The following is a 24,196-nucleotide window of genomic DNA, read 5'->3' on the forward strand; positions in this document are numbered from 1 at the left end:
TAGTGGCGAACGCTATTCTGAACGCCCGCGTGACCGCTGTCACGGCGCACGCCAACCCGATCTCACCGCGCAGGGGCCGATGCTTCGGTCGAAGACGCCTCGAACGACATCGCGTCAGGCGAGGGGCGGAGGTCCATCGCCTCCCGGCTTGGCGGCCATGGCTTGCAGTTCGGGGACGAAAGTCAGGAGCCGGCGAGTGAGCCAATACAGGTGGGACGCATCGATCGGGTTTGGCAACCTGAGCGTGCTGATCAACCGTTGCGGACGATCTCCCAGGGCAAGAGCGACCAACGGCTCAAGGACGCCTGCCAGGTCGGCTCGTACCCGCTCGTCCACGAGATCGTGCTCGTCCAAACTGCGCCAAATCGCCAGCACGGCGCGCTCGCACAACTCGGCATCCGATGGCGGCGTCATTGCTCCGGCGTAGCTCGATGAGCTCGAGCGCATCGGGGGCGCGCCGCGCTTGTCTCTTCGTACGAAGCTTGTTGGTGAAGGCATGGATCGCTCCTTCTCGGCAGCCAAGATACGCCGCACCGAGGCGGATGGCAATCCTTGACATCAAGGACTTCCGCCCTGCGACCCAGATGCGAACGTGCACTCACGCCGATCAGACGGACGTGCGTCAAAAGCCTCCGACAACCAAGCCACTGTGGCCCGGCTCCATCGAGGCCTCCTTGCGCTTGACGGAACCTGGGGCGTTCTCATCCCCGACCGGCTTGACCGCGTCTGCCTGGTCGGCGGCGCTGCCGCCCGTGGATTCGGTCGCGTCGGCATACTCGCTGTCACTATCGGCTTCCGCAGGGACAATGGTTGCCGGGCTCTCGGGAAGAACCTTCGATTTGTCAGTGGACCGTGGACGGGACGGTGTCTGCTGAGTGGCCATGACGTGCCTCCTTCGGTTGGAATGACAACGTACACCGCGCCCCTCGGCAATGCATGTAGGAGCGCACCGCAGTGGAGTGCCGAGCTGGGCGCACTCATCGCCTCAGCTGGCACCTCGCTGCCTAGCTCATCGCGAGTCCGGACTGCACACGGTCGTGCTCGGACCTGCGAAGCAGATCGAGCGCCACGTCGACGATCATGTCTTCCTGGCCGCCCACCATCTTGCGTGCGCCCAGCTCGACGAGGATGTCCACGGTCTTCAGGTCATACTTCTTCGCGGCCGCTTCGGCATGGCGCAGGAAGCTCGAATAGACGCCCGCATAGCCCAGCGCCAGCGTCTCGCGATCGACGCGCACCGGACGGTCCTGCAGCGGGCGCACCAGGTCGTCGGCCGCGTCCATCAGCTTGTAGAGATCGGTGCCGTGACGCCAGCCCTGGCGCTCGGCCGCCGCGATGAACACCTCGAGCGGCGCGTTGCCGGCACCGGCGCCCATGCCGGCCAGGCTGGCGTCGATGCGATCGCAGCCCTCTTCCACGGCCACGATCGAGTTCGCCACGCCAAGGCCCAGGTTGTGGTGCGCGTGGATGCCGGTCTGCGTATCGGCTCTCAGCACCTCCTTGAACGCTCGGAACCGGTCCCGCACGTCGTCCATGCCGAGCGCGCCGCCGGAGTCGACCACGTAGACGCAGCTTGCGCCATAGCTTTCCATCAGCAGCGCCTGCTCGGCCAGCTTCTTCGGCGTGGTCATGTGGCTCATCATCAGGAAACCCACCGCATCCATGCCGAGCTCGCGCGCATATTCCAGATGCTGGCGAGACACGTCGGCCTCGGTGCAGTGCGTTGCGACGCGCACGATGCGCGCGCCTGCATCGTAGGCGTTGCGCAGGTCGTGCGTGGTGCCGATGCCGGGCAACAGCAAGGTTGCGACCTTTGCGGTATTGACCGTTTCGGCCACTGCCGCGATCCATTCGACATCGGTATGCGCACCGAAGCCGTAGTTGAAACTGGAGCCTTCCAGCCCGTCGCCATGCGCGACCTCGATACTGTCCACGCCGGCAGCGTCCAGTGCCGCGGATATCGCCTTGACGTCCGCGATGCTGTACTGGTGGCGAACGGCATGGCTGCCGTCACGCAGGGTGACGTCGCTGATGTAGAGCTTCTTGCCCGCGGTCATGCAAGCTCCTTCAGGCCGCGAGCGATGCCGCTGGCGATGCGTCGTTGCGCCATCAGGTCCGCGCACGCGAGCGCGGCCGAGGTCATGATGTCGAGGTTGCCGGCGTAGGCCGGCAGGTAGTGCGCGGCGCCTTCGACCTCGAGGTACACCGAGGTCTTGAGCCCATGGCGCAAGCCGAGCTTGGGCAGGTTGAGCGGCCGGTCGGCGGGGATCACGTCGAACTGCACGCGCTGCTTCAGGCGGTAACCAGGCACGTAGGTCTGCACACTCGCCACCATCTGCGCGATGCTGGCTTCCACCGCCGCCTGGTCGGCCGCTTCGGACAGTACGAGCACCGTGTCGCGCATGATCAACGGCGGCTCCGCCGGGTTCAGCACGATGATCGCCTTGCCGCGCTCTGCGCCGCCGAGCTTCTCGATCGCGGCCCGGGTGGTTTCGGTGAACTCGTCGATGTTGGCGCGCGTGCCGGGGCCGGCGCTCTTGCTCGAGATCGATGCGACGATCTCGGCATAGTGCACCTTGGCAACGCGCGACACGGCGGCCACCATGGGGATGGTCGCCTGCCCACCGCAGGTCACCATGTTCATGTTGCTGGCGTTCTCGGCATCGAGGTTGATCGCGGGGATCACGTAGGGGCCGATGGCAGCGGGTGTCAGGTCGATGACCTGCACGCCATGGGCCTGCAGCACCTCGTTGTGGCGCTTGTGGACACCGGCCGAGGTGGCATCGAACACGATGTCGATGTCGCGGAACACGCCGAGCTGCACCAACCCTTCGATGCCCTCTGCGGTAGTGGCGATGCCGAAGCGCTCGGCGCGGGCCAGCCCATCGGACTTCGGGTCGACCCCGACCATCGCACCCATCTCGAGGTGTTTGCTGTTGCGCATGACCTTGATCATCAGGTCAGTGCCGATATTGCCCGGGCCGATGATTGCGACCTTCAGTTTGTTCGTCATGTTGCTTCTTTCAGTTCGCGAGCAGCTTGGCCGTCGCGTCGGCCACCTGTGCACTGGGTGATTCGGAGGGCGTTTTCGCCTGGATGTCGGACACCAGGCGGCCCCCGCGTCCCCAATGGCCTGACGGGTATTCGTGGAGAAGGACCCGCACTGCGTCGAGCGGCATCTCGAGGCTGTCCGCCATGGCCTGCGAAACGCTCTCTATCAGCCGGCGCTTCTTCTCGGGGCTGCGCCCCTCAATGATCTTGATCAAGGCAATGGGCACGGTTCACTCCTCGACGTGGAAGCCGGCGGTTCCGAGGCGCTCCATCTCGATCGAGATGTACTGGCCCGGCTTGATCCACTCGGCGGGCGTGGCGCCGCCAGCCATCACCACCCAGCCGGCCTGCAGCGGCTCGCCGGCCGCCGCCGAGAGGCGCGCCGCGGCGACCAAGGAGCGCAGCGGATGGCCCAGGATGGCGGCGGTGGAACCGACCTGCACCACGCGCCCGTCGATGCTCATCGTCAGGCCCAGATTGCTGAAATCCTGGTGCGGGTCGCTCCAGGCACCGATCACGAAGCCGCTCGACGAGGCGTTGTCCGCGATCACGTCGGGCAGGCTGAACTTGAAGTCCTGGTAGCGCGAGTCGATGATCTCGAGCGCCGGCGCCACGGCTTCGACCGCGGCGAGCGCCTCGGCCGCGGTGACGTCGCCGGCCAGCGCTTTCTTCAGCACGAAGGCCAGTTCCGGTTCGACGCGCGGATGCACGAAGCGCGCAAACTTCACCGGCGTGCCCTCCTCCACCTGCATGCCGCTCGACAGGCGCCCCCAGATGACGTCGTCGATGCCCATCTGAACCATCTTGGCGCGGCTGGTGAAGCCCATCTTCACGCCGACGCGGCGCTCGCCGCGCGCAACGCGTCGCTGAACGGAGGCGGATTGGATCGCGTAGGCCTCGGCCAGCGAGAGCTCGCCCTTCGGGTCGATCTGCGGCACCGCTTTGGCGTGACGGGCCGCATCGTCCAGCAGTTGCGCGAATTCGGGTGTCTGGCTCATTTGCATTCCTTCGCGGCGGCAGCGGCTTCGAATACGGCCTTGACGCCTCCGAGGCCGTTGATGTGGGTTTCGAACACGTCGCCCGGCGCGACCGGCACCATCGGGCCGAGTGCGCCCGAGAGCACCAGGTCGCCGGCGCGCAGCGGCTGGCCGAGCGCGGCCATGGTGCGGGCCAGCCAGACCACCGCATTGATCGGGTTGCCCAGGCATGCCGCACCCGCGCCGACCGACACCGGCTCGCCGCGGCGGTTCATGACCATGCCGCACAACCTGAGGTCCAGCTCCCTGAGAAGCCGCGGGCTTCCGCCCAGGACGAAGGCGCCAGACGATGCGTTGTCCGCGACCGTGTCGACGAACCGGATGTCCCAGCCCGCGATGCGGCTACCCACGATTTCGATCGCCGGAAGGACGTGGTCCACCGCCTTGATGACGTCCGCGTGCCCGGGGTTGCCCATGTCGAGATCTCGGCCGAGCACGAAAGCAATCTCTGCCTCGACCTTCGGCTGCTGGAGCTTCTGCATGGGAATCGGCTCAGCGTCCCCGAAGCTCATGTCATCGAAGAGCACGCCGAAATCGGGCTGATCGACGCCGAGCTGCGCCTGGACGGCGCGCGCCGTCAGGCCGATCTTGCATCCGACCACGCGACGGCCTTCGGCCAGTCTGCGCTCGGTGTTCATCCGCTGGATGGCGTATGCATCGGCCGCATCCAACTCCGGGTAGGAGACTCTCAACGGCTGGATGTAGTTGCCGGTCCTGCCGGCGTTCCATAGGGCGTCGGCTGCTTCAGCCAGCACGGCGGGTTGGGAAGGCATGGGTTCTCCGTTGCCCGCGCGCGGCGGGCAGATTGAAAATTCTCGGATGGGGATACCGGGCAGACTCAGCCGCCGGGCACGGTGCTCAGAGGGCGCGGTCCTTCAGGCCCACCTTGCTGTAGATCTCGTTCACGTGCTTCTTCACGCTTTCGGGCGTGGTGTCGTCGACCGGCATGTGTGCCCAACCCACCTTCGCGCGGGCGTGCTGGCCGATCTCCTCGTCCTGGTCGCCCGTCGCACCGCTGATGCCGTAGGCGCCGACCATCTCGTTGCCCTTGAACACGGGCGCACAGCCACCGGAGGCAACCACTTGGCCGTTGGTGAAGACCGATGCGTTGGCCAGCATCTGCGGGTTGCGCTCCTTGAACCATTGTTGAATGACCAGGCCGTCGCTGAAACGCGGGCTCATCGAGCGGAAAGCGGCGACGGTGAATGCCTTCGCGCGGGCCGTGTCCGGGGTGATGAAGCCCGCGTCGTCCATGCGCTCGAGCGCGATCAGATGGCCTTCGGGCCCGACGATGGCAACGGAGATGGGCACCCCCATCTCGGCAGCCTTCTCGGTGACCGCCGCGATGAACTCGCGGCACTCGGTAGCGCGCAGTTTGGACATTTCGATATTCCTTTCTGAAGAAAATGCTTCTCTCACTCGGGCTTGATGCCCGTCTGCTGAATGAACTTCGACCACCGCGCGCCCTCGCTCTGCAGGAAGCGGGACAGCGCTTCGTCGCTGGTCTTGAGAACGTCGATCGCCTGCGCCTTGTAGATCGCCTGGATCTCGCTCGAATCGAGCGCCGCGTGGGCCGTGGTGCGCAGCTTGCCGATGACGCTGGATGGCGTCTGGGCAGGGGCCACCAGCCCCATCCACACCGAGGTGTCGAAGCCCTTCAGCCCCAGCTCGTCGAGCGTGTGCAGATCCGGCGCGATCGAGGTCCTGCGAGGGCTGGTGACGGCCAGCGCCACCAGCTTGTTCGCGCGCACGTGCGGCAGCACGGTCGAAGCCGGCGAGAACATGAGCTGCACCTGGCCGCCGAGCAAGTCGGTCACCGCGGGCGTGCTGCCACGGTACGGAACGTGGACCATCTTGATGTCGGCCATCAGTGCGAACAGTTCGCCAGACAGGTGGGGCGAGGTGCCGACGCCGGATGATGCATAGGCCAGAGAGCCCGGCTTGGCCTTCGCGAGTGCGATGAGTTCGGCCACGGTCGCGACCTTCAGCGAGGGATGAACCACCAGGACATTGGGAACGTTCCCGATCAGCGTGATCGGCTTGAAGTCTTTCAGTGGATCGACCGCATTGGCGCCCGGGAACGCGGCGTTGATGATGTTGGCGATCGTGATCGCGAAGACGGTGTAGCCATCGGGCTGCGCCGTGGCCACGGCCTTGGCGGCGATGTTGCTGCCGGCGCCGGGCTTGTTGTCCACGACGAAGGGCTGGCCCAGGCGCCTGGACATCTGCTCCACGACGGCACGCACCGCCACGTCAGTTGCTGTGCCGGGCGGGAAACCCACCAGCACCTTGACGGGCGCGCTCGGATAAACAGGTTGCGCTGCGGTCCATGACGGCAAGGCGGTGGCAGCAAGCGCTGGCACGGCGGCGAGGAGTTCACGGCGTTTCATGTCTCTGTCTTTCTGTTGAGGGGCAGACCGGGTCTCTCCATCGGCTTGCATGGCAGTGATTAGAAGACGCGCGTGGCTATGATTCAATCGAGACTTTCCAATCAAATGATTGGCTCCGCTCATGAATGTGACTCTCCGCCAGCTCCGAGCTTTCGTGCTGGTCGCGCGGCTTGGCAACTTCACCCGTGCCGCGCAGGCCATGCACCTCACGCAATCGGCACTCAGCCTGCTTGTGCGCGAACTCGAAGGAGCCATCGACAGCCGGCTGTTCGACCGCACTACGCGAGCCGTGGCCCTGACGGCGGCGGGCAGCGACTTCTTCCCGCGCGCGGAACGGGTGCTGGCCGAGCTCGAGTCGGCGCTCGCGGGCGTGGACAAGCTCGTGGCGAGGGAGCGCGGGCGCGTGGTGGTGGCGGCGCCGCTGATTCTGTCCAGCACCTATCTACCGCCGATCCTCGCCGCCTTCGGCGCGCAGTACCCGGGCATCGAAGTCGTACTGCAGGACACGCTGCCCAATCAGGTGTTGCCGCTGGTGCGCAGCGGTGCGGCCGACGTCGGTATCGGCACCTTCGCCTCGGATGAAGCCGACATCCAGCGCACGCTTCTCTTCTCGGAAGCCATGGCAGCCGCATTCCCGGCGGGGCATGCGTTCAGCCGCTTGCAGCAACTGACCTGGGCGGATGTCGCGCAGGAGCCGGTGCTCGCATTGAGCCGCGGCAGCGTGTTCCGCGACCTCACCGAAGCGGGCTTTGCGGCTGCCGGGCTGATGCTGAAGCCCGCAAGGGAGGCCAACTATGCAGGCTCGCTCATCGGGATGGTTGACGCCGGGCTCGGCGTCGCGATCCTCCCTGGCTATGCGGTGAAGCTGACGGACCCTGCGCGCATCGGCTGGCGCCGTGTAGAAAACCCCCTGATCGACCGCGAGGTCTCGCTCGTGCAACGCGCGGGCGTTTCACTCTCCCACGCGGCGCAAGGCTTCGTCGACTTCATCGTCGCGCCGCGGGCAGCGCAGCAACCAACACCGACCAAACGGGTTCGAAGCAAGGTGCGCTAGAACGCGTGGCGGATGCCGAGGTCGTACCCACTTGAAGTTCGCGGCGCAAACACGCTCGTGCTGATGAACGCCGGCCCGCCCACCGTCAGTGCAGCGCCGTTCTTGTTGCTGACGCGAGCGACAGTTGCATACAGCGCTGTGCGCTTGGACAGGTTGTGCACATAGCTGAGGCTGAACTTGCTGGCTTCCGGATTGGGCACCGGCGCTAAGGCTGTGGGCGCCGAATTCATGTCGTACCTGACGCGCGAATAGGCGGCGCGAATGAGGCCCGGACCCACGGGGACGGTGGCTCCGATCAAATAGCCCTTGAGGTCGGTATCGGGCAAAGGGACCAAGGGCGCGACTGCATGGTCGCGCGTTCTGCTGACGCGAGACAGTTCGCCGAAAAGCTTGACGATGCCGAAGTCGTACGACGCGCCCAGATTGGCCGTCTTCACATAGTCGGTGGTGCCCGCGAAATAGTCGTCCCCCGCAGTGCTGCTGCCATAGGCGAGTGCAATGTCCAAGGGGCCGTTGGCATAGCCGATGCGGCCTCCCACATAGCGGCCGGCGCGGGTGTTGGCGACAGGGCCGGCGTTCACCTGGCCGGTGAGAGGGTTCACGCCCGGCGGCGTCGCGGTGCCTGGCTCGTAGGTGTTGTTCTCGTGCAGCGCATACATGAACTGGCCATAGAACCCGCCCAGCGCGGGGGGCAGGAAGTAGCCGATCGAGTTGCTGGCACGTATGTAGTTGGCATTGCCGCCAAAACCGCCGGCACCACCGGTGGGATTGAAAAGGCTGGCTGAAGAGATCAGGTTGGCGCCGACGCCGACCGCGGCAAAAGGGTCGTACACCGTGTCGTTCCAGAAGGTTGGCGTGAAGTCGCGCCCCAAGCGAATTTCGCCGAATCCGCCCATGAGGCTCACGGTGGAACGCCGGCTGAAGTTCGCGAGGCCGGTCGCGCCGTCGTCGTTGGTGATAGGGCTTTCGAGCCAGAAGCCGGCTGCGAGCCCGCCGCCAAGATCCTCCGTTCCTCGGAAGCCCAGGCGGCTGTTGTTGTATGCCGAGTTCGCCAGCGCGGTTCGGCTGACGGAGCGCGACCCTTGGTTGACGTAGAGCGGCGACGCCGGCGTTGCGAAGTTCCGGTCCTCCGACTTGCTGGCGTAGTGGCTGATCGACGCATCGACGACGCCGAAGATCGTGACGGACGACTGGGCGCATGCAACGCCGCTCGAGCCGAGGGCGAGCATGCCAAGCAATGAGCTCTTCAATTTGTCTGCATGACGTACACAAGGGTTGCGCTTCACGTTGTTGTCTCCTGTTTTCGTTGTGATCCGGGCGGATTGGCCGGCCGGTGGATCAGTCCGATCCGGTTTGTGCTATCGTTAGCATAAATTCTATGAAGACTGCTTCGAAAAAGTCAACGACTTCGATGTGCGTTTTTGTCAGGGGTGCGACGACTCTCTGGCGAGAGCGCGCGACGCTTGGCAGGGGTGGCGCGGCTTGGCAAGCTGCCTACGCTGTGCTATCGTTAGTGCATTCCTGCATTCATCTCATTCGATGGTCACGATCAAAGACATTGCCGCCCGCCTCGAGGTTTCCGCGTCCACCGTTGGGCGGGCCTTGGCCGACGACCCGCGCATCAGCTCCGCCATGAAGCAGAAGGTGCTCGAGATCGCGAACGAGTTGGGCTATGTCGCCAACCGTGCAGCGCGCATGATGCGCGGCGTCTCCAGCAACCTGGTGGGCCTGGTCGTACCGGATATACGCAACAGCTTCTACTCGACCATCGCGCATGCGCTGTCGAAATGCCTGGAGAGCGCGGACCTGCAACTCACGCTGTCCGAGACTGACGACGACCGCCTGGTCGAGCTGCGCCATATCCGCGAACTCACCAGCGTCAACGTGGCCGGCATCATCATCGTGCCCACGGCCCGGCCGCATCCGGAGTCGGTGCGCCTTCTCAAGATGACGCCGCGCATCCAGTTGCTGCGCAGGCATGCCTCGCTGGGCGAGCACTGGTTCGGCATCGACGACACGCAGGCGCTCTTCCAGGCGACCCGTCACCTGGTCGAACTCGGCCATCAGCGCATCGCCTATATCGGCGGCACCACGGACCTGCCCACCGGAGCCGCGCGGCTGCAAGGCTTTCAAAACGCTCTCGCCGGCAGCAAGGCGGCCACGCATGCGCGCGAGGAACTCGGAGTGCCGTCATCGACGGACTTCGGCCGTGATGCGATACGGCGCCTGCTCGCACTGCGCAGCCCGCCTACGGCGGTGGTCCTGGGTTCGGTCCAGAACACGCAGGGCGTGCTGGAGGAACTGCTGGCAAGCGGCGTACGCGTGCCCGAACAGTTGTCCGTCGTCGGGTTCGGAGACGAGTTGGGCTTCAGATGGTGGGGACCTGGTCTCACGACCATGAGCCTTCCTGTCTCCGAGTTGGCCACCGCGTGCGGGCTCTGGTTCATCCATCAGCTGAAGCAGAAGCCTGCAAGCGCGGCGCCTTACAGCTCCGTCTCACCCCCCACGCTCGTTGTGCGCGGCAGCACCCGGTCGGTGGACGCGGCAAACGCCAAGCGCGGCCAGGCACGTCAGCTCGCCGGCTAGGCATTCCACCGTCCGATCCATCCAGACCATGAATCACACCGTCCTGCTCACAGACTACGCCTGGCCCGACGACAGCATCGAGCGGAACATTGTCGAAGCCGCTGGCATGGGCCTCGTGAGCGGTCCGGCGACGCCGTTGCCTGCGGATGGCATTGAAGTGCTGGCGCGCGAGCATCGGCCTTCGGCCATCCTCACTTGCTGGGCTCCTATATCGGCTGGCGCCATCGCCGCTGCGCCGGATCTCAAGATCGTTGCCAGGCTTGGCGTAGGGCTCGACAACATCGCGGTCGATGCCGCGACCGCGCGGGGCATCTGGGTCACCAACGTGCCGGACTATTGCGTGGAGGAAGTGTCCGACCATGCGGTCGGCTTCGCGCTCGCGTGGACGCGCGGTCTGGTTCGCTTCGACCGCGAAGTGCGCGCCGGTCGCTGGGATCCCGCGACGGCCAGGCTGCGCCGCCTTGCCGCGCTCACGTGCGGGATCGTCGGTTTCGGGCGCATAGGCCGCGCGACCGCGCGCAAGCTCGGCGCCTTCGGCTGCAGGGTGTTGGCACACGATCCCCACCTTGCCGACGGCGGCGAGGGCGTTCAGAGCGTGGATCTCGCCACCCTGCTCTCACGCAGCGACATCGTGATCGTGCACGCGCCGCTGACGGAAACGACACGGCATCTGATCAACCGCGAGCGGATCGCGCAGATGCCTCCCGGTGGCCTGCTGATCAATGTCAGCCGCGGCGCCGTCGTCGATACGGACGCCGTGATCGAAGCACTCGGCAGCGGTCAGCTCTCCGCCGCCGCACTGGACGTTCTCGAGTCCGAACCCGATGTTCCTGCTCAGCTCCGCACCCACCCCGGCGCGATGCTCACGCCGCATGTCGCCTTCTCGTCGGACGCATCGCTGGTCGAGCTGCGCAGGCGCGCGGCCGAGGAAGTCGTGAGAGTGCTGCGCGGCGAAGCACCGCAGCAAGCACGCAACGCGCCGGCGCAACGATAGCTCCGGCGCGCCTCGCTCGCCGATGGAGATCAGCGAAGCACTGCAAAGGTCCACTCTCTTGCGATAAGCGAGAGTCGGTTCACGGGACGAAGCACCAGCGGGTGGGCGAACTCACGCACCACTTCCCGCCGGGCTTCATCGCTCACGTACTCGACCGGCGACTTGCCGTCGATGCGGGCCAGCAGCAGGGCGGGCAGCAAGCGAGCGGCACGCTCTTCCAGATCCCCGCGCGGCTCCCAGCTGGCCTGCTCGAAGTAGGCACCGGTCAGCGCCGTGAAGGCCGCAAGCAGGGCCGCGCAACGGTCCGGACGGACGAGGCACTTCAGCATGAGGTGGTTCAGGCAGAAAGCGAGGTCGAAGGCGGGGTCTCCGTACCAGGCGCACTCCGCGTCGAGCAGCACGGGCCCGCGAGGGCCGACCAGGATGTTCTTCGGACTGACGTCGCCGTGCACAAGCGCGATGTGCAGCCCGGCCGTGCGCTCCGCCAGCTCCATCAGCCGAGCGGAGAGCGCCGGATGCCGGTGCGCCGTCGCGACGAAGTAGGGCTCGAGACGCAGCGCCCGGAAGTTGTCCGTGGTGTCGAACGCGGCTGCGAGCTCGGCCTTTCCCGCACTTGCCGCATGCAGCTCGCCGAGAACATGCCCGACAGCACGCGCCGTGCTCGTCGAGACATCGCCGGCCATCAGTTGTTCTTTCCAGACCGGATGTTCTTCAGGTGCGAGAAAGGACATGGCGAAGAGGCCTGCCTCGGGATCATGGGCGAGCGGACGCGGCACGCTGTCGGGCGCGTGGCATGCCGCGAACTGCAACCATGCCCATTCGTACGCGTTGCGCGACACCGGGGCGTGCCAGTCTGCTGAAACCTTGAGCTTGGCAAGCGCGCGCTTGATGCAGAGCGATCGACCAGGGAGCTCGACGCGCCAGATATCGGACGACACCCCGCCCGCAAGCGAATGCCAACGCGCCGGTTCTTGCGGACTTGCAAGGCCCTGCGACACCAGGAATGCGCCGAGCGAAGATTCCGGACTGTTCACGCCGCGTCCGAAACCTGGGGAAGCACGACGTAGTTGCTGAAGCCGCCGTCGCGGTCCTTCAGGCCGGAGATGGCCTCGTTCACGCGCGAGAGCGGGAACGTTCGGTGCTCCAGGTACGACAGGTCGATCGTGCCCGTTCGGACCATCTCCGCCATCTCCTGGCCCTGTGCCGTCGTGAACCAGTTCGATCCGATCAACTGGATCTGTTCGTCCATCAGCCACTTCACGTCGATCGGCAGGTCTTCCGCCACGCCGCCCACATTGACCACCTTGCCGCCACGGCGCACACCCTTCATCGAGTCGAGCATGGTGGCTGCAGGCGCCTTCGCGCCCAATGCGCTGATGGTGAAGTCGACGCCCTCCCCGCCCGTGAGCGACTTGGCCCATTCGCCGCTGGACCCTTCGCCGAGCTTCATCACCTGGATGCGTTCGGGCGCAAGCGCCTTGATCCTGCTCAGCAGCCGTTCGTCGCGCCCGGTGCCGAGGATCTGCGACAGGCCCATGGCCAGCCCCAGCACCGTGGCTGCGACGCCCAGGGTGCCCGTGATGCCGTCGATCAGGGCGACTTGGCCGGGGCCTGCGCCCGCATTCTTCAGGGCGCCGTAGGAAGTTCCCAGATAGCCGAACCGCCCCGCCTGCTCGAAGCTCAAGTTGTCCGGAATGTTGACGATCGCGTACTCCGGCGCCGTCATGTATTGGCTGAAGCCGCCGTACGGATACAGGTCGAAGATGCGCTGGCCGTCCCGGCTCGTGCTGAAGTAGCCATTGAGGGTGAAGTAGCGGCAGTGGCTGCGCTGGCCGGCGCGGCATGCCTTGCAGGAGCCGCAGGAACGCAGCGGACTCACGTAGACGCGGTCCCCGGGCTTGGCATTGATCACGGCTTCGCCGACTTCTTCGATGACCCCCACCGGATCCAGCCCGAAGACCGCCGGAAGCCGCGGCAAGGGCTGGTGAGGGAACCAGGTCGGCCAGTTGTTGATGACGTTGGCCATGTTGGGGACGATGCCGCACGCCATCACCTTCACCAGCACGTCCGTGGGACGGGGTTTGGGAATCGGGATCGTGTCGAGCGACATCGGGGTGGCGAGCGCGTGCAGCCTTGCTGCGATCATGGTTCTGTTCATATGGATCTCTTGCGTGAAGACCTCAGGGTGCGACGAATGCCGCCCCCGGAGGGCGAAACTTGGGCGGCCAGACGGTGACCCACTTCCCGTTCTGGGCCTGCTTGACCTTGGTGTCGGCCACGCCGCTGTTGAACCTGCCGTCGAAGCGGCGCGTTCCCAGCACGGTGTTGACCGCATTGGCCCTGAGCCAGGCGGCCATGGCCTTGTCGTCGAGGCGGCCCACGGCGGTCGCTGCAGCCTCCAGGATCTGCCAGGCCGCGAACTCCGCTGCGGCCTGGTAGTCGACGTGCGGCCAAGACAGCCCTGCCGCCTTCGCACGCTCGCTGTAGGAAGCGACGAACTCGGCCGCCCCCGCGTTCTGCGTGAAGGGTGCGTGGTCCTCGAACCAGGTGAGCGTGGTCAGGCCGCCCGCCTGCGGATTCGACACGGTCGGCCCCGGCGCGGGAAATAGGTGGAACTGGCGCGCAGGCTGATAGTCGATGCGCTTCATGGCGTCGAGCAACTGCGTGGCCTCCAGTCCCAGCGCTCCCGACCACAGCAGGTCCGGCTTAGCGTCCTTGATGCGGGCCGCGATGCCGCCGAAGTCGCGCGTGCCGAACTCGTACTCGAGCGACAGCACGACCTTCAAACCCCGCCTGGCCGCGACCTCCTGTCCGCCTTTGGCGAGATCGAGGGCCGACGGAAACTTGCTTGTGACGAAGGCGATGGTTCTGGGCGGCGTGGCGGTACCGGCATAGGCGTCGAGCAGCACCTCGGTATCGGCCGTCCGCGGCTCCGGCCCCAGCGGAAGCGCGGGAAACTGCATGTCGTAAGGTGCCAGGCTCGGGTCGCCGAGGCTGCTTTGGATGAACAGCTTGCCGAAGCGCTGTGCCACGCCCATCGCCGCGATGATCGAGCTGGTGCCATAGGGCCCCATCAGCAGATCGACCTTTTCGGCCGTGATGAGGCGCTCGTACAAGGTGCGCGTGTTGGCTGGCTGCGACTGATCGTCCAGCAGCATCAACTCCAGCTTGCGCCCCAGCAATCCACCCCGTTTGTTCAGCGCGTCGACGAACACCTCGCCGGCGACCTTGTGGATGCCGCCCACCGGCGCGAGCGGTCCGGTGAGAGGCAGCGTGCCGCCGACGCGGATCGGCCCGACGCCGCCCTGCTGTGCGCGCGCCGGCATTCCATGTGCGAGCGCCAGGCTGCCTGCGACTGCAAGAAAGGCGCGACGCTGCAATTGGGATTTCGTTGTGCTCATGGTTGTCTCCTTGAACTCGGATGAACGGCTTGGACGATGCCGGCGCGGCGTGCGGCGGGCTTCATCGGTATCCGTCTTCCAGCTCGATGGAGAGCGCTCCCATGATGCGAACGCCGGAGTTGTACCAGCCGATCGTGAGGACCAGCTCCACCTGCTCGCGCTCGGACAGGAAGGCGGCGGCCTTGCGCCACGTGGGCTCGCTCACATCGACGCGCAGGGTGGACTCGCGCGCCAGCGCCATGACGGCGCGTTCCTCTTCGTCGAAGAGCGGGGAGCTTTCGAATGCGGGCACGGCCCGGAGTTGTTCGGCACTGATGCCTGCCTTCAGTCCGTGAGACTGGTGATGTGCGATCTCGTACGCCGACGAGGTGCAGTGGCCGACGGTGAGGATCGCCAGTTCGCGCAGCTTCGGGCTCAGCTTGGAGCCGCGCAGCGTGTTGGCATAGGAGATGAACCCATCCAGGATCTGCGGAGCGTGCGCCAGCGCCCTGAAGATGTTGGCGGTGGGCACCTTGCGCTCACGTTCCAGCCTGTCGAACAGGGCCTGATCGGCGTCGGTGTCCGAACGTTGGAGATATTTGACTCGCGCCATGGTTTTGACCTTTCTCGTCTTTACTTCTGAGAGGAGAGCTTCAGCGCATAGCTCTCCAGCGTTTCGGGATTGGGTTTCTCGGCTGGTTCGATGAGGGAGGCACCCGCGAAGTCGGTCGCCTCGAAGTACCAGCGAGCCGGGGCCGGCAGTCCCCAGCGCACGTTGGTGCTCAGCGAAGCGGCCTCCCACCGGACGGGCTCGATCTCGATGTCGATGGTCTGGTAGTGGCTGTTGAACAGTTCCACGCGGTGGCCATCCGGATCCCGCAGATAGACGAACAGCATCCCGCCCGGCCCATGTCGGCCCGGCCCCCGCTCCACCGAAGCGGAGTAGCCGTAGTTGCCTGCCAGATCGCAGGCGGTAAAGATCTGGTGTGACTCCGGGACGGTGTAGGCGAAGTGGTGCAAGCGAGGCCCCTCGCCCTGCACGATCGCCAGGTCGAGGCAGGTGCCCTTTCGGTACATGAAGGCGCCCAGCAGCTTGTCGCCATGGGCGATGTACTCGGAGTTTCGAAAGCCCAGCCGGCTGTAGAACTCGCACAGCGCATAGGTATCCGGCGCCAGCAGCTGATAGTGATCGAGACGCTGTGCATGCGCGCCGGTGAAGCTCTCGCGCTTGAGATACATCCGCGGCAGCGTCTTCATCTGGGCGCACAGCTCGATCCTGGTCCCGATCGGATCCTCTACGTGGAGCGTTCGCCCCTGGTGCGGAACATCGACCCATTCGGCAGAGAGTCCCTCGGCCCTGAAGAACTGGTAGGCGCTGTCGAGGTCTTCCTCGAAGAAGACGCGAAAGCCGATTCGCTTGCAGGTCTGCTCGCCGCGCGACTGCACCAGCACCAGGCTGTGATGGCAGGCTTCAGCCAAGCCTCGGAGGTAGCAAATGCCTGCGCCCTCTTCCGAGACGACGAGTCCGACGATGTTGACGTAGAAGTCCCGGCTCTTTGCGAGGTCCGAGACATGGAGGACGACGTGGCTGGCACGCGTGATGTTGAACGGCGGACGAAGGTTGACGGCGGGCAGCATGATGGACCTCGCGGATGGGTTGTTGAGGGATGGACTTGTTGCTCAGGCTTCGGCGCGCTGCGTTGACAGCGCTTGTGCCGTACGAAGCAGGCCGATTTCGGCGATCAGGTCAGCGATGGCTTCGAGCGCGAATGTCAGGCTCGCGGGGTCAGTCAGTCGCCCGTCTTCGATCTTTCCGTTGACGCCGGCGATCACGACCTGCGGTCTCGAGATGACGCGCGACAGGGTGCCGCCCAGCGCTTCGCGCAACTGGGCTTGCGCGCGCACGCCGCCGGTGGATGCCGGCGAGCTGGTCATGACCAGCACCGGCTTGCCTTTCAGCGGGGAAGCAAATGCCGGTCGCGACGCCCAGTCGATCGCGTTCTTCAGGACGCCCGGCATTCCGAAGTTGTACTCCGGGGAGCACATCACGACACCGTGGCTTGAATCGATCGCCGCCTTGAATTCCCGCACGGAGTCGGGAAGCCCGGGCCCGTCGAGGTCTTGGTTGTACAGGGGAATGCCGTCGAGTGGCAGCAGCGTCATCTCCACGCCCGATGGCAGCGATGCCTGGAGCGTGCGGAGAATGGACGTGTTGCTGGAAGCTTGTCGCAGGCTGCCCGAAATGCCTGCCAGCCGGATCGTATTCATGGGAATGACTGCCTTCTAGTGTGGCTTGCGCCGTGTTGATGGAACGAGGAACGGCAATGCGGACCACCCGCTGAACACCGCGTCGCGGCCCAGCGATTCCTCGATGCGCAGGACCTCGTTCCACTTGGCCATGCGCTCCGAGCGGGAGAACGAACCCACCTTGAGCTGGCCGGCGTCCCAGCCGACGCTGAGATGCGCGATGGTCACGTCCTCGGTTTCGCCCGAGCGCGCCGAAACAATGGTTCCAAAGCCCGCCTGCTTGCCGGCGGCCAGCGCCGCGTGCGTCTCGGTGATGGTGCCGGCCTGGTTGGGTTTGATCAGCACCGCGTTCGTGCATCCTTCGGCGGCGGAGGCCGCCACGCGGGCCGCGTTTGTCACGAGAAAATCGTCGCCGATGATCTGGCAGCGGGCGCCATAGGCTTCGGTGAACTGACGGAAACCCGCCGGGTCGTCCTCGGCGAGCGGGTCCTCGATCGACAGGATCGGATACGCGTCGAGCCAAGCGCCGAGCATCGCGATCATTTCGCCGGTGTCGAGGCTGCGGCCATCGAGCGCAAGCGCGTAGCGCCCGTCGCGGCCGAATTCGGAGGCTGCGATATCGAGGGAAATGCCGACCTGCTCGCCCGGGCGCAGGCCGGCATCGGCGATGGCCTGCATCAGCATGTCCAGCGCCTGTTCGTTGCAGTCGAAGGCTGGCCAGTAGCCTCCTTCGTCGGCGACCCCCTGGAGCTTGCCTGCCTTCTTCATCAGGGCGCCGGCGGCGCGGTAGATCTCCGCGGTCCATTCGAGCGCCTCGCTGAAGCTGCCGGCAGCGGGACACATCACCATGAAGTCCTGCACATCGACGCGCCGCGCTGCATGCGCGCCACCGCCAAAGATCTGCACTTCGGGCAGCGGCATGCGCACCGGCCGTTCGCCGGCGAGATAACGCCACAAGGGCTGCCCCGCCGCCGAAGCCGCGGCGTGCAGCACCGACATCGAGGTGGCCACGATCGCGTTGCCGCCCAGGCGGCTGCGGTCCGGGGTGCCGTCGAGTGCCACCAGACGCGCGTCGATTCCGGCCTGGTCGCGTGCATCGAGCCCCACGAGGGATGCCGCGATTTCCCGGATCGAGGTGAGCGCCTTCGTCACATCCAGGCCGCCGAAGCGCGTGCCGCCGTCACGCAACTCGAGCGCCTCGCCGCTGCCGGTGGAAGCGCCAGCGGGCGCGATGGCGCGAGCCACGGTTCCGCACGCCAGGGCGACCTCCGCCTCCACCGTCGGGCGTCCGCGCGAATCCCACACGCGCCGCCCGTGCAGCCGCGTGATTCTTGTATCAGTCATGAGAATTTCCTGTGTCGAATGGCGTGTTGTCCCGTGCCGCAGCCGAAGCCCCGATCAGCACGAAGGCGAGCGTCGCGCAGCGCTCGCTCTTGTTTCGCCACGCATGGCGGGTTCCGTTCTGAACCACAACGTCATGGCGCCGAAGATGTGCCGAGCGCCCCTCGTCGAGCTCGAGCCAGATCTCGCCGTCGAGCACGATGCCGTAGTCCACGGTCTCTGTGGTGTGCATGCCATCGGGTTCGAAGCGCTCGGCCAGCCCCGGGCTGATCGCCAGGTTTTCTGCGGCAGCGGCGGCCGGATCGAAGTCCGGCGCCGAGAACACGCTGTCCGGCGGGAAGGTGACGATCAGAAAGCGCGTCGCACCGGATGCCGGAACGATGTCGGCGACGGCTGGCGTCGGGTCCGCGCCGTCGAAAGGCAAGCCGGGCACCGGCGCGGTGGCCCACACGAGCCGGGACACCATGCCCGGAATGTGCTGGAAGGCGTTGGAACGCGGGACCGTCGTGTCGAGCGTCACCGCCGACGCGCCGCCCCCATCGTGCCCGGTGACGAGCCGGCGGACGGCAAGCGGCACCCCTTCGTCACGTGAGAAATCAGACGCCAAGATAGGCCTCCCGGATGCGAGGGTTGCTGAGCAGCGTGTCGGGTTTGCCCGAGGTCACGATCCGACCTTGCTCGATGACATAGGCGTGGTGCGCCATCTCGAGCGCCTTGTGGATGTTCTGCTCGACCAGCAGCACGGCGACGCCACGCTCGTTGATCGTGCGGATGATCCGGAACATGTCGTCGACCACAGCCGGCGAGAGGCCGAGCGAGGGTTCGTCCATCAGCAACAGCCGGGGGCGCGCCATGAGCGCGCGGCCAATCGCTACCATCTGCTGTTGCCCCCCGGACATCGAGCCGGCGATCTGGTGTCGCCGCTCCTTGAGGATCGGAAAGAGCGAGAACACCTTGTCGAGCGAGCCTTCCCCCGAGGCACGCGCTTCGGCGCGATAGCTGCCGAGCTCGAGATTCTCAAGAACGGTCATGTGGGTGAACAGGCGCCTTCCTTCCGGGACGATGGCGATGCCGTGATCGCACACGCGATGGCCCGGAATCCGCGCGATGTCCGTGCCGTCGAGCCGGACCTCACCCTGCCTCGGGCGCAGGATGCCCGCGATGGCGTTGATCAGCGTGCTCTTGCCCGCGCCGTTCGGCCCGACCACCGCGACGATCTGGCCGGCGCCGATGTCGAGGGTCGCATCCCAGAGAGCCGGCGCATCGCCGTAGGACACGTGAAGATTTCGCACTTCAAGCAGCATGGGCGGTCCCCAGGTAGGCGCCCACGACGCGGGGATCCTGCATCGTTTCACGCGGTGGCCCCAGGGCGAGCAGCGTCCCCTGGTCGAGCACCGCGATGCGATCGGCGAGAGCGACCACAGCGCGCATCAGGTGCTCGACGAAGACGATGGTCGTGCCGCCCGCCCTGATCTTCCGGATCATCGTGATGGCCTGGTCGACTTCGGTCGGCGTCAAGCCGCAAAGCACCTCGTCCAGCAGCAGAAGCCGTGGCCGAGCCGCCAGCGCGCGGGCGAATTCGACGAACTTGCGTTCATGCAGATTGAGCGCGGGCGGCAGCGCGTCTGCCTTGGCCTCCAGTCCAGTGAATGCAAGCCAGCGACGGGCCAGCGCGTCCGGACTGCTCTCCCCTGCCGTCTCGCGCGCACCACCGAAGAAGGCGCACAGCCGCACGTTCTCCAGCACCGTCAGGTGGTCGAAGAGGCGGGGAATCTGATAGGTGCGCGCGATGCCGCGGCGCGCGATCTCATGGGGTGCCAGGCCGTCGATGGCCGCGCCCGCAAGCTGGATGGAGCCGGAGGTGAGCGAGAAGTGCCCGCTGATCATGTTGATCAGCGTCGACTTGCCGGAGCCGTTCGGCCCGACAAGCGCCAGGATCTCCCCCTCGTAGACCTGCAGATGAACACCCTGCAGCGCCCGGATGCCACCGAAGGACTTTGTGACGCCGCGGCATATCAGCAGCGGCCGTCCGGTGGCAGTCTGGATCGCAGGCGACTTCATCACAACCACGTTGCGAAGCTCTTGCGCAGCCGCAGGCGCGGCGTCCTTCCGGCGCACCAGACGACCCAGCAGGCTGGGGGCGATCCCTCGGGGCAGGACCAGGATCACCACCACGAGCGCGAGCGCGACGCCGGCACGACCCAGTTCGGCGTGCCCGCCGCCGATGAAGATGCTCAACGCGACGGTGATCAAGGTGGCACCGATGGCGGGCCCGGCCCAATGACGGGCGCCACCGAGGATGCTCATGAGCACGACGTACAGCGGCACGGTGATCGAGAAGGTCTCCCCGACGGTGACGTAGCCCACGTAAGCGGCCTGGATCGCCCCCGCCGCACCGGCAATCGCCGAGGAGATGGCAAAGGCGATGAGCTTGTAGTGCAAGGTCGGCACGCCCTTGACTTCCGCCACGTCCTCGTCGTCATGGATCGCCAGCAGACCCGCCCCCAGGCGCGAGCGAAGGACCCGGCGCGAAACGGCGAGCGCGGCAAGCGCAAGCGCGAGCCCCAGGAGATAGATGGCGCCGGGTACCGTCGTGCCGAACTGCGGGACGGCGACGTTGCTCAGGTAGATCCCGCCGCCGCCGTCGAGCGGCGTGTTGGAGATGATCGCGGCCAGCACGAAGGTGACGGAGAGCGTCAGCAGCGCGAAGAACTCGGCGCGCAGGGTCTTGATGCGGAACACCACGAGCCCGATGCCGAGCGCCAGCGCGGCCGCGATCGCCGCTGCCGCGGGAACAGTCAGCAGAAAGGGCACGCCCCATTTGCCGGCCAGCGTGGCCGTCGTATAGACGCCGGCACCGAAGAATGCCGCGTGGCCGAAACTCCAGTACCCCGAATAGCCGCTCAAGATGCCCCAGCTCGTGGCGAGCGCAATCCAGAAGAAAACGACATAGAGGTACGACAGGTAGAAGTCGGCGACGCCCGAGTAGGGAAGCGCGACCAGAAGCGCGACGGCCGCAACTGCCGCCGTCCGGGCAGGCTGTCGGGTCAGAGCCATTTGGGCCTCCACAGCAGGAGGACGATCAGGATCGAGAAAGCGACCAGCGGCGCCCAGGCGGGATTGACCGCCGCCATGGTGACCGACTCGGACACGCCGATCAGACAGCCGGCGGCAAGAGCGCCTAGCGGCCTGGCCAGCCCGCCGATGATCACGACCGCAAAGACGACGCCGATCCAGGCCTCTATCTGAGAGGGCGCGAGCGTCGAGGTCAGCGCGATGAACACACCGGCGACGCCGGCCGAGGCGGCGCACAGGCCGGCAAGAAGGTACGACAGCCGCCTGGCGTTGATGCCGAAGGCTGCCGCGATAGCGCCATCGTGGGCGGCGGCGCGCAATGCCTTGCCGAGCAAGGTCCGGTTCAGCCCTGCCCACGCGGCGACTGCAAGGAGCGCCGCGCAAGCGAAGGCGGCGAGCTCGGGCACGGGCACGAACACTGCTCCGATCCGCAGCGATTCCTGGGCGTAGCCGGACTCGAACTTCCGGAAGTCCGCAGACCAGATCCATTGAATCAGGGACTCGATCAGGATCGTGATCCCGAAAGTGACCAGCATCGACGCGAACTCGCTGACCTGAAAGCGCACGAAGAGCGCGTGCAAGGCGAGCCCCGCGACGAAGAACGCAGGCACCACGACGAGCGCCGACAACCACGGCGCAATGCCGAACTGCGTTCCCAGCTGATAGGTGAGGTAGGCACCCAGGAAGGCCAAGGCGAAGTGGCTCAGGTTCACCAGGCGCAGCAAGCCCCAGCTCAAGCTGAGTCCGAGCGCGAGCAACCCGTAGATGCCACCGAGCAACAAGCCGCCGATGGCCGATTGTGCGAGCAGCGTCAGGCTCATGATGCGCGCGCGCCCGACTCGGGATCCCGTCCGGGCGATGCGGTGCCGACAGGGGCGAACCGCAGATGGTGTCCAACTTTGCTCATGAGCGAATGTCTCCTTGTTTGTGCTAACGTTTGCGCATATTCTTGCAAACGCGCAATCGGCTTGTCAACGATCTTTCGAAAATTATTACTTGTACATGGCCTTCGTTGACAATCAATGCCTCGCAGGCTAACGTTAGCATTAGATATCGGTCCCAACGGAAGAAAACGGAACCCCACCCATGCACATCGCCAGATACGCGTTGGACGAATGCGTCCACTACGGAGTCATCGAGAACGAGACAACGATCGTTCGACTGGAGGGTTCGCCGCTTGACGGCCTGAAGCGCAGCGGGGCCATCGATGCGCTTGCGGCTGTGCGCCTTCTCTCCCCCATCGAGCGGCCGCGCGTGTTCGGGCTCGGCTACAACTACACCGCGCATTCGAACGAGGTCGGGAAGGCGGTTCCTCAGTTGCCCGTGCTGTTCATGAAGCCGAGCACGACGGTCATTGGTCCGAACGAGTCGATCGTCTACCCCGACGATGGACAGAACATCCACTTCGAGGGCGAGCTCACTGTTGTCATCGGCAAACAAGCGCGCCACGTGTCCCCGGCGAATGCGCTGGACCATGTGCTCGGCTACACCTGCGGCAACGACGTGAGCGATCGGGTGCTGCAGCGCCGCGAAAGCGAATTCGGCTGCCTGCTGGCGGGCAAGGGTTATGACACCTTCGCGCCGATGGGGCCGGTGATCGCCACCGGACTGGACCCTTCCAGGCTCGGAATCATCACGCGGGTCAACGGCGCCGTGCGCCAGGACGGCACGACCGCGGATCTTCTCTTCTCGGTGCCTGCCATCGTCTCCTACCTCAGCAGGTACATGACCCTGCTGCCGGGCGACATGATCATGACCGGCACCCCCGCGGGCGTCGGCCCGATCCAGGTGGGCGACACCATCGAAGTCGAGATCGAGGGCATTGGCATCCTGCGCAACGATGTCGTGGCGGAGGATCGCGGCAACGCGCCGCGTTCGTAGCGAACGGCCGGTCCCGCGGTCGGACAGGAGCTGGTTCGGCCTCGTCATTGCCGTCACCCAACGCCGGAGGATGACTCAGCGCACCTTGTCCGCGATCCAGCGCAGGATGAAGTCAGCCACCTCCAGGTTGTTCTTGTCCTGCATCATCATGTGCGAGTTGCCTTTGATGCCCACGTCGGGAAGCCGCACCAGGCTCGCCCTGCCTGCCTCGAGGCGATTGATCCGCTCGACCACGGCCTTGCGTGCCTCGTAGCGAGGCTGGCCCGTGAACACGGGAGCGTCGAGATGGTCGCCGAACAGTTCCAGCACGGGGACACCTCTGTAGGCCGCGATCTGCGCGTCGGTGGGAACGACCGACTGCGCACCCTCGATGTTGACGACCGCCTTGACCAGGGCGGGACGCAGACCGACCAAGGCATCGGCAAAGGGCCCCGCCAGCGAGTGCACCACGACGATCGCGGGCCCGATATCGTCCAGCAGCGCCGCGAGCGCCTGCGGGGCCGTGCCCATGCCACCTCCCTCGAGCATGGCCTCGGCAAAAGGCACGCCCTGGGAAGCGAATCGCGGGAACGCCTCGACCGGGAACTGGGTATCCGGATACGCCGTTCCGTGCGAAGGCCCGAAGCGAAAGAGAGGCCAGGCAAGTTCGGCAGTCACCATCAACACGCTGGCGGGCAGCCCCGAGACGCTTCCCTCGGCCTTGGCCTCGTTGATGGCTGTCGAGTTGAAGCCGGAGCGTCCGCGCCCGGGCGTGTCGACGACGTAGACGGCATGCCCCTTGCGCACGAGGTAGGTTGCCCACCCCTCCCGTCCGTCGGGAGTGGTCTCGTAGCTCATGCCGGTCAGCCCACCGCCATGCACCAGCACGATGGGGATGGCGCTGGTTCTGCTTGCGGGGACGCGATAGTGCACGTACATCTGGTTGACTGTCACCGTCCCTGGGCGAACCGGACCGGCAGGCGAAACCCCCGGATGTTTGGAAGTGACGGCCTTCCCGTTGACGAAGAACATTCCTTCGTCGGCCAGGTTCAGGGGCCCGCCGATCGAGGCCGCGGCGGCGGCCCCGATGCTCCCGCATCCGACCACAAGCGCGCAGGCCGCGGCGGCGACCTTTCCGGACATGTGAAGCATGAAGCGTCTCCTCGTTCTTGCAGTGACGC

26 protein-coding genes are annotated in these 24,196 nt (G+C 65.9%); 4 read left to right on the forward strand and 22 right to left on the reverse strand.

Annotated features, from left to right (window positions below; genetic code table 11):
- Positions 1 to 114: 114 nt before the first annotated feature.
- The 9 genes from ACSQ89_RS20860 to ACSQ89_RS20900 form a co-directional block, all read right to left on the reverse strand.
- A complete protein-coding gene (locus ACSQ89_RS20860; protein WP_436290886.1) occupies positions 115 to 498 on the reverse strand; it encodes a hypothetical protein in 384 nt (127 codons plus the stop codon).
- 124 nt (positions 499 to 622) lie between these two features.
- Positions 623 to 883, reverse strand: a complete 261-nt coding sequence (locus tag ACSQ89_RS20865) for a hypothetical protein (protein ID WP_436290885.1) — start codon at positions 881 to 883, stop codon at positions 623 to 625.
- A gap of 121 nt (positions 884 to 1,004) precedes the next feature.
- On the reverse strand, positions 1,005 to 2,057 hold the full coding sequence (gene dmpG / locus ACSQ89_RS20870; RefSeq protein WP_436290884.1) for a 4-hydroxy-2-oxovalerate aldolase: 1,053 nt from the start codon (positions 2,055 to 2,057) through the stop codon (positions 1,005 to 1,007).
- Complete coding sequence (locus ACSQ89_RS20875; RefSeq protein WP_436290883.1) at positions 2,054 to 3,013, reverse strand: acetaldehyde dehydrogenase (acetylating); 960 nt, start codon at positions 3,011 to 3,013, stop codon at positions 2,054 to 2,056. The genes dmpG and ACSQ89_RS20875 overlap by 4 nt, the downstream gene beginning before the upstream one ends.
- Before the next feature lie 10 nt (positions 3,014 to 3,023).
- The gene (locus ACSQ89_RS20880; protein WP_093102809.1) at positions 3,024 to 3,278 is read right to left on the reverse strand and encodes a 4-oxalocrotonate tautomerase family protein; all 255 of its coding nucleotides are present in this window, start codon (positions 3,276 to 3,278) and stop codon (positions 3,024 to 3,026) included.
- A 3-nt stretch (positions 3,279 to 3,281) separates the two neighbouring features.
- Positions 3,282 to 4,049 carry a 2-keto-4-pentenoate hydratase gene (locus ACSQ89_RS20885; protein ID WP_093102808.1) on the reverse strand — a complete coding sequence of 256 codons (768 nt, stop codon included), beginning with the start codon at positions 4,047 to 4,049 and terminating at the stop codon, positions 3,282 to 3,284.
- Positions 4,046 to 4,861 (reverse strand): 2-keto-4-pentenoate hydratase, encoded by an 816-nt coding sequence (gene mhpD / locus ACSQ89_RS20890; RefSeq protein ID WP_093102806.1) that lies wholly within the window; start codon positions 4,859 to 4,861, stop codon positions 4,046 to 4,048. Before mhpD ends, ACSQ89_RS20885 begins: the two co-directional genes overlap by 4 nt.
- A gap of 85 nt (positions 4,862 to 4,946) precedes the next feature.
- Entirely contained in the window at positions 4,947 to 5,471 is a 525-nt protein-coding gene (locus ACSQ89_RS20895; RefSeq protein ID WP_093102805.1) for a GlcG/HbpS family heme-binding protein, read from the reverse strand.
- Positions 5,472 to 5,503: 32 nt separating this feature from the next.
- Entirely contained in the window at positions 5,504 to 6,478 is a 975-nt protein-coding gene (locus ACSQ89_RS20900) for a tripartite tricarboxylate transporter substrate binding protein (RefSeq protein ID WP_436290882.1), read from the reverse strand.
- A gap of 121 nt (positions 6,479 to 6,599) precedes the next feature.
- Between ACSQ89_RS20900 and ACSQ89_RS20905 the strand changes: the two genes are divergently transcribed.
- Complete coding sequence (locus ACSQ89_RS20905; RefSeq protein WP_093102801.1) at positions 6,600 to 7,532, forward strand: LysR family transcriptional regulator; 933 nt, start codon at positions 6,600 to 6,602, stop codon at positions 7,530 to 7,532.
- Here the strand turns inward: ACSQ89_RS20905 and ACSQ89_RS20910 are convergent.
- Positions 7,529 to 8,782, reverse strand: a complete 1,254-nt coding sequence (locus tag ACSQ89_RS20910) for a porin (protein ID WP_436290881.1) — start codon at positions 8,780 to 8,782, stop codon at positions 7,529 to 7,531. The genes ACSQ89_RS20905 and ACSQ89_RS20910 overlap by 4 nt on opposite strands.
- A gap of 289 nt (positions 8,783 to 9,071) precedes the next feature.
- Between ACSQ89_RS20910 and ACSQ89_RS20915 the strand changes: the two genes are divergently transcribed.
- Both ACSQ89_RS20915 and ACSQ89_RS20920 read left to right on the forward strand, forming a co-directional pair.
- Complete coding sequence (locus tag ACSQ89_RS20915) at positions 9,072 to 10,118, forward strand: LacI family DNA-binding transcriptional regulator (RefSeq protein WP_436290880.1); 1,047 nt, start codon at positions 9,072 to 9,074, stop codon at positions 10,116 to 10,118.
- A 28-nt stretch (positions 10,119 to 10,146) separates the two neighbouring features.
- Entirely contained in the window at positions 10,147 to 11,112 is a 966-nt protein-coding gene (locus tag ACSQ89_RS20920) for a C-terminal binding protein (RefSeq protein ID WP_436290879.1), read from the forward strand.
- Positions 11,113 to 11,141: 29 nt separating this feature from the next.
- Here the strand turns inward: ACSQ89_RS20920 and ACSQ89_RS20925 are convergent, their stop codons facing one another.
- The 11 genes from ACSQ89_RS20925 to ACSQ89_RS20975 form a co-directional block, all read right to left on the reverse strand.
- Positions 11,142 to 12,146, reverse strand: coding sequence for a phosphotransferase family protein (locus tag ACSQ89_RS20925; protein ID WP_436290878.1), 1,005 nt, complete (start codon positions 12,144 to 12,146; stop codon positions 11,142 to 11,144).
- Complete coding sequence (locus tag ACSQ89_RS20930) at positions 12,143 to 13,270, reverse strand: alcohol dehydrogenase catalytic domain-containing protein (RefSeq protein WP_436290877.1); 1,128 nt, start codon at positions 13,268 to 13,270, stop codon at positions 12,143 to 12,145. The genes ACSQ89_RS20925 and ACSQ89_RS20930 overlap by 4 nt, the downstream gene beginning before the upstream one ends.
- A gap of 22 nt (positions 13,271 to 13,292) precedes the next feature.
- Positions 13,293 to 14,513, reverse strand: coding sequence for an amino acid ABC transporter substrate-binding protein (locus tag ACSQ89_RS20935; RefSeq protein WP_436290876.1), 1,221 nt, complete (start codon positions 14,511 to 14,513; stop codon positions 13,293 to 13,295).
- A 61-nt stretch (positions 14,514 to 14,574) separates the two neighbouring features.
- Positions 14,575 to 15,105, reverse strand: coding sequence for a carboxymuconolactone decarboxylase family protein (locus tag ACSQ89_RS20940; protein WP_093102792.1), 531 nt, complete (start codon positions 15,103 to 15,105; stop codon positions 14,575 to 14,577).
- Between the two features lie 20 nt (positions 15,106 to 15,125).
- Entirely contained in the window at positions 15,126 to 16,130 is a 1,005-nt protein-coding gene (locus ACSQ89_RS20945; protein ID WP_093102791.1) for a VOC family protein, read from the reverse strand.
- A 42-nt stretch (positions 16,131 to 16,172) separates the two neighbouring features.
- Positions 16,173 to 16,760, reverse strand: coding sequence for an NADPH-dependent FMN reductase (locus ACSQ89_RS20950; RefSeq protein ID WP_436290875.1), 588 nt, complete (start codon positions 16,758 to 16,760; stop codon positions 16,173 to 16,175).
- A gap of 15 nt (positions 16,761 to 16,775) precedes the next feature.
- Entirely contained in the window at positions 16,776 to 18,083 is a 1,308-nt protein-coding gene (gene eno / locus ACSQ89_RS20955; protein WP_436290874.1) for a phosphopyruvate hydratase, read from the reverse strand.
- Positions 18,076 to 18,687: a cupin domain-containing protein gene (locus ACSQ89_RS20960; protein ID WP_093102786.1), complete on the reverse strand. Its 612-nt coding sequence runs from the start codon at positions 18,685 to 18,687 to the stop codon at positions 18,076 to 18,078. Before ACSQ89_RS20960 ends, eno begins: the two co-directional genes overlap by 8 nt.
- Positions 18,677 to 19,384: an ABC transporter ATP-binding protein gene (locus tag ACSQ89_RS20965; protein WP_093102785.1), complete on the reverse strand. Its 708-nt coding sequence runs from the start codon at positions 19,382 to 19,384 to the stop codon at positions 18,677 to 18,679. The genes ACSQ89_RS20960 and ACSQ89_RS20965 overlap by 11 nt, the downstream gene beginning before the upstream one ends.
- On the reverse strand, positions 19,374 to 21,149 hold the full coding sequence (locus tag ACSQ89_RS20970) for a branched-chain amino acid ABC transporter ATP-binding protein/permease (RefSeq protein WP_436290873.1): 1,776 nt from the start codon (positions 21,147 to 21,149) through the stop codon (positions 19,374 to 19,376). Before ACSQ89_RS20970 ends, ACSQ89_RS20965 begins: the two co-directional genes overlap by 11 nt.
- Positions 21,128 to 21,976 carry a branched-chain amino acid ABC transporter permease gene (locus tag ACSQ89_RS20975; protein ID WP_093102782.1) on the reverse strand — a complete coding sequence of 283 codons (849 nt, stop codon included), beginning with the start codon at positions 21,974 to 21,976 and terminating at the stop codon, positions 21,128 to 21,130. Before ACSQ89_RS20975 ends, ACSQ89_RS20970 begins: the two co-directional genes overlap by 22 nt.
- A gap of 265 nt (positions 21,977 to 22,241) precedes the next feature.
- Here ACSQ89_RS20975 and ACSQ89_RS20980 point away from each other — a divergent pair, with 265 nt between their 5' ends.
- Positions 22,242 to 23,036 (forward strand): fumarylacetoacetate hydrolase family protein, encoded by a 795-nt coding sequence (locus tag ACSQ89_RS20980; RefSeq protein ID WP_436290872.1) that lies wholly within the window; start codon positions 22,242 to 22,244, stop codon positions 23,034 to 23,036.
- A gap of 75 nt (positions 23,037 to 23,111) precedes the next feature.
- On the opposite strand, the gene ACSQ89_RS20985 is transcribed toward ACSQ89_RS20980, so the two are convergent.
- Positions 23,112 to 24,167 (reverse strand): lysophospholipase, encoded by a 1,056-nt coding sequence (locus ACSQ89_RS20985; RefSeq protein ID WP_436290871.1) that lies wholly within the window; start codon positions 24,165 to 24,167, stop codon positions 23,112 to 23,114.
- Positions 24,168 to 24,196 lie beyond the last annotated feature (29 nt).

Source organism: Variovorax sp. LjRoot175 (assembly GCF_964253805.1).
In the GTDB taxonomy this organism is placed as follows: Bacteria; Pseudomonadota; Gammaproteobacteria; order Burkholderiales; family Burkholderiaceae_C; genus Variovorax.